General features: G+C 40.5%; 4 protein-coding genes. All 4 read right to left on the bottom strand.

What is annotated here, in order from left to right; translation table 11 throughout:
* The coding region (locus H6S82_RS33050; RefSeq protein ID WP_347339531.1) for a 4-Cys prefix domain-containing protein at positions 1-232 on the bottom strand (232 nt) is incomplete at its 3' end.
* Positions 233-246: 14 nt separating this feature from the next.
* On the bottom strand, positions 247-1404 hold the full coding sequence (locus H6S82_RS22910; RefSeq protein ID WP_191056763.1) for a glycosyltransferase family 4 protein: 1158 nt from the start codon (positions 1402-1404) through the stop codon (positions 247-249).
* A 14-nt stretch (positions 1405-1418) separates the two neighbouring features.
* Positions 1419-2630: a glycosyltransferase gene (locus H6S82_RS22905; protein WP_242057077.1), complete on the bottom strand. Its 1212-nt coding sequence runs from the start codon at positions 2628-2630 to the stop codon at positions 1419-1421.
* On the bottom strand, positions 2627-3760 hold the full coding sequence (locus H6S82_RS22900; protein ID WP_191056762.1) for an oligosaccharide repeat unit polymerase: 1134 nt from the start codon (positions 3758-3760) through the stop codon (positions 2627-2629). Before H6S82_RS22900 ends, H6S82_RS22905 begins: the two co-directional genes overlap by 4 nt.
* Positions 3761-3826 lie beyond the last annotated feature (66 nt).

Genomic DNA, 3826 nt, shown 5'->3' with positions numbered 1-3826 from the left:
ATCTGACTCTAGGGTTTCGGCTCCGATGGGGTAGCAGGACTTTCAATACTTTCTCTGTACCTGCATCATCAACAACATAAATAGTACTATAGCCACTTTTATCGTGGAGTAGACTCGTGACGCGATAGCGATTTTGCAATACTAAATCGTTGCCACAGCTTTCACAGTACCGATTGCTAGAGTTTAGAGCGATATTTAAGTTGGCACAACCTGGATTAATGCAGATACTCATTGTTAGTTTCTTTGTCAATCTTTTTTAAGCGCGAGCTTTGCTAAAGATGAATTATAGAGGTTTTCGTGTAGTTGAATCACGTTCGGTAGGCTATAGGTAGCCATTCGCGCTCGCCCGAGTTTGCCCATTTTCTGAGCATCTTCTGGATGTTCCAGTATCCAATTCATTGAGCGAGTAAGTGCTTCTATTTCTCCTACCTCGACAAGAAGACCGCAGCCTCCTGCCAGTAATTCCTCCGTACCGCGAATTTTAGTGCCGATAACGGGTATCTCCAACGATAAAGACTCCATAACACTTCTCGGAAGCCCTTCTTGTTCTGAAGCCAAAAGCGTAGCAATGCAAGTTCGCATCAATACTGGAATATCTTGGCGTTCGCCCAGAAAATGTATTTGATTTTTAATGCCCAAATCTACCGCCAATTGGCGCATTTCTGGCAGTAGCGGGCCATCCCCAGCCAAAGCCAAGTGAACTTCTGGTTTGGCTAGTTTCGCAAATGCCAGAATGATATCCCGATGATGCTTGCGGGGAATAAATTCCGCCGCAGATAAAAATAAAGGATTTGCTGGGGTAATGCCCAATTCTTCACGTACTTGGGCTATCTGGAGGTCGGAGACTGTATTGGGATTGTAATAATTTAGATCTACGCCAATCCCCGGCATATAACAGACTCGTTCCGGCGGTAAAATATGGTGTTGCTTAGCTGCTGCTTCATCCTCGCGGTTAATCACGATCAGGTAGTCAGTCCAAGCTCCCGCTAGTTTTTCCAAAGTGAGGAAAATGGCATTTTTCAAAGCCTTACCTCTGGGATGGAAATGAAATCCGTGTGCGGTGTAGATGACTTGACATTTTCCCTCTTTTCTAAAGTCTTTGAGGGCATAGCGGCTAACAAAAGCTGCAACTGGCGTGTGTACGTGAACTAAATCGTATTGCCCTTGCTTCATTACCTCTCTAAGGACGGGTGGAGCGACCAAAAAGTTCCTTGGATCTAAAGGGTTGCGCGACCATTTTACTTCCCAAAGGCGATCGAAAGCTTGCAAGCAACTAGCCGAAGTGGAAACACCCTCCGCCATTCCATCTACTTGCCAACCTTTCTGGCGAAAGTGATAGGCAAAAGGCAGCAGGAAGGATTCTAGCGTAGTTGGGACAGTAGTGATTACTAAAAGTTTTTTCATATTTAGTACAGTAATTAATTTTTAACCATTGAGCTTTTTTGAGAGCGCGACCCTGCATACATATTCTCATACTGACTGACCACATATTCTAAAGAAAAGCTTTCAATAATTCTATTTCTAGCTGCTTGACCTAAGTTTTCTCTTTCTGCCGAACTTAACTGGATTAATTCTTGCCAAGTATGAGCTAGCGCCTCTGAATTTCTGGGAGGTACAACCCGTCCAGTATGACTGACAATCCAAGCGGAATCGCCCACATCTGTCACTACGCAAGGAATACCACAAGACATCGCTTCTCCTACGACTAAGGGAAATGCTTCGCCATAAGCAGAAGCTACAGTTAGAATATCCAGTCCAGCCGTAAGGCGAGGTATATCGGTGCGCTCTCCCAGCAGATGAATTTGGTCTGATAGGTTTAGTTCTTGCATCAACTGCATTAAGTTTTGATTATGGCGATCGACTTCTGTTCCCACCAATAAAAAATGGACATCTGGATATGTCTTTAATAAGCAAGCTGCTGCTTTGAGAAAATTAGCGTGATCCTTCATAGGATGATAGCGGCAAATCATCCCAATTAGGATGGAGTATTGATTTATTCCTAGCTCTGTTCTTACAGCTAATTTAGCTTCTGGCGATGGCACAAATAAGGAAGTGTCAAATCCATTGGGAATAACGCAGCTATTTTTTTGGGAATACCCTAATGCTTCATGTTGAAGCTTACTAGCCTGAGATACAAAGGCAACTTTACTGGCTATATGGGAAAGATAAGCACCTAGTTTAATAATTTTTACAGTCATACTTTTTTCGGATTCTAATGAATGTATTGAATGATGGATACTCCAGATGACAGGGATTTGAGCTAAGTAAAACAGGCTGGCAACTTGTCCTGCTAGATTGCCATGATACATCCAACCTTGAATTAAATCCGGCTTAATTTTATTGACCAAACTTAACAATTTTGTCAGCGCACTTATTGTCGGTTTGCCTGCATCCATACTGACAGTATAGACAGGTATACCTAATGCTTCAATTCGCTTCCCCCATATCTCTGGTTCCATTAAAGAAAGTACAACAGGAGTAAACCGATCGCGATTTATTCTGGATACCAAATTATAGAGCATTATTTCTGCGCCCCCTGTAGAAAGGCCAGTGATGACATATAGTATCACCATTTTGTTGCGGGAATTAATAGGCTCGATCGAATTTTCTTTTTCGGCGTTCATATTCATATACGATCTCCTGATTTATTTGCTTGATATTTCGGTGATTTAGTCAAAGATATTTTGCCTATGCCTAGCAGTAATATTGTACTTGATAACAAAAACCAGAAGTAGTTAATTAGGTAAAGTCGCGGATCGCCTGTGGGAGTATAATCTGTCCAAACTTGTAGCGTGAGAACGTAGAAAAATGGCATCCAATATATATTGTGAATGTATCTCAACAATATAGATTGTAAATAGCGACCAAACCATCCATAGAGAAAGCAAAAAATAATCAGCCCTAACCATGACATACTGTAAATGCTAAAAGCAAGAACGCCTGGTGGAATAGTAGTTGTACGGACTTCAAGTACAAATTCGCTATTCAAATCGGATGTGGTTGGAGGTACTTCTATCCCAAAGAGTCCATCTAAAATACGGGAGGGAATCAAAGCCATAAAACCATAAATCCAATCAACAAATAAGCTGGGCTCATAAACTTCCTTAAAAGCTGAGTCTAGGGAATGAACTGGGTAAACAAAATTACTCATCAAGGTATATAAACCACCACCACTACTGGTGTCATTTTGAATAGCTTGCGTAAAGGTTTCTATTACAGCATCTAAACCTTTTGGGATCGCAGTTAAGCTAAAGAAAAGTACTTTGCCGTAAAGAATGAATAAGAATACACCAATCATTGCCGGTATGGTAATGCTCAAGGATAATTTTCCTCTATATACCACAGAAACTAAATAAAATCCCAAAAAGTAATTGATTAGCGGAATCCGCCCAGATGATAAAGTTGCTGCCACAAAAGCAACTACTACCGAAAAAGCAAATATTACCAATAAAATTATTCTGAATTTTTTAGGTTTTCTAATAAATACAATAGCTGCTAATAAATAAGAGGCAAAAAAAGATGTAAAAATAAATTGCTTAAAAAAGACTAGCGGGCCACTTTCTACTACCCCAGCCCTAATTAAGTTTGTTTGAGTTAAAGCCACCAATACACCACCATACTGGGAGCCGTAGATCTGTATTGATAAACAAGCAAATAATAATAAGCCAATAGCACAAAGGATAATTTTCCCATCTTTATTCTGCTGAATAGAGAAATATTTACTATATTTAGTTGCCGACTTAGCATAAAAACCTACCATTACGCATAAGTATCCCAGCAATATAGCTACCGTAGTTTGGAGATTGCTGGTGTATCTTGTCCGAGA

This window comes from Planktothrix sp. FACHB-1355, from assembly GCF_014748295.1.
Taxonomy (GTDB): Bacteria; Cyanobacteriota; Cyanobacteriia; order Cyanobacteriales; family Aerosakkonemataceae; genus Aerosakkonema; species Aerosakkonema funiforme_A.
The sequence above is the reverse complement of the archived record's forward strand: the minus strand, read 5'-3'. Positions and strand labels throughout refer to the sequence as shown.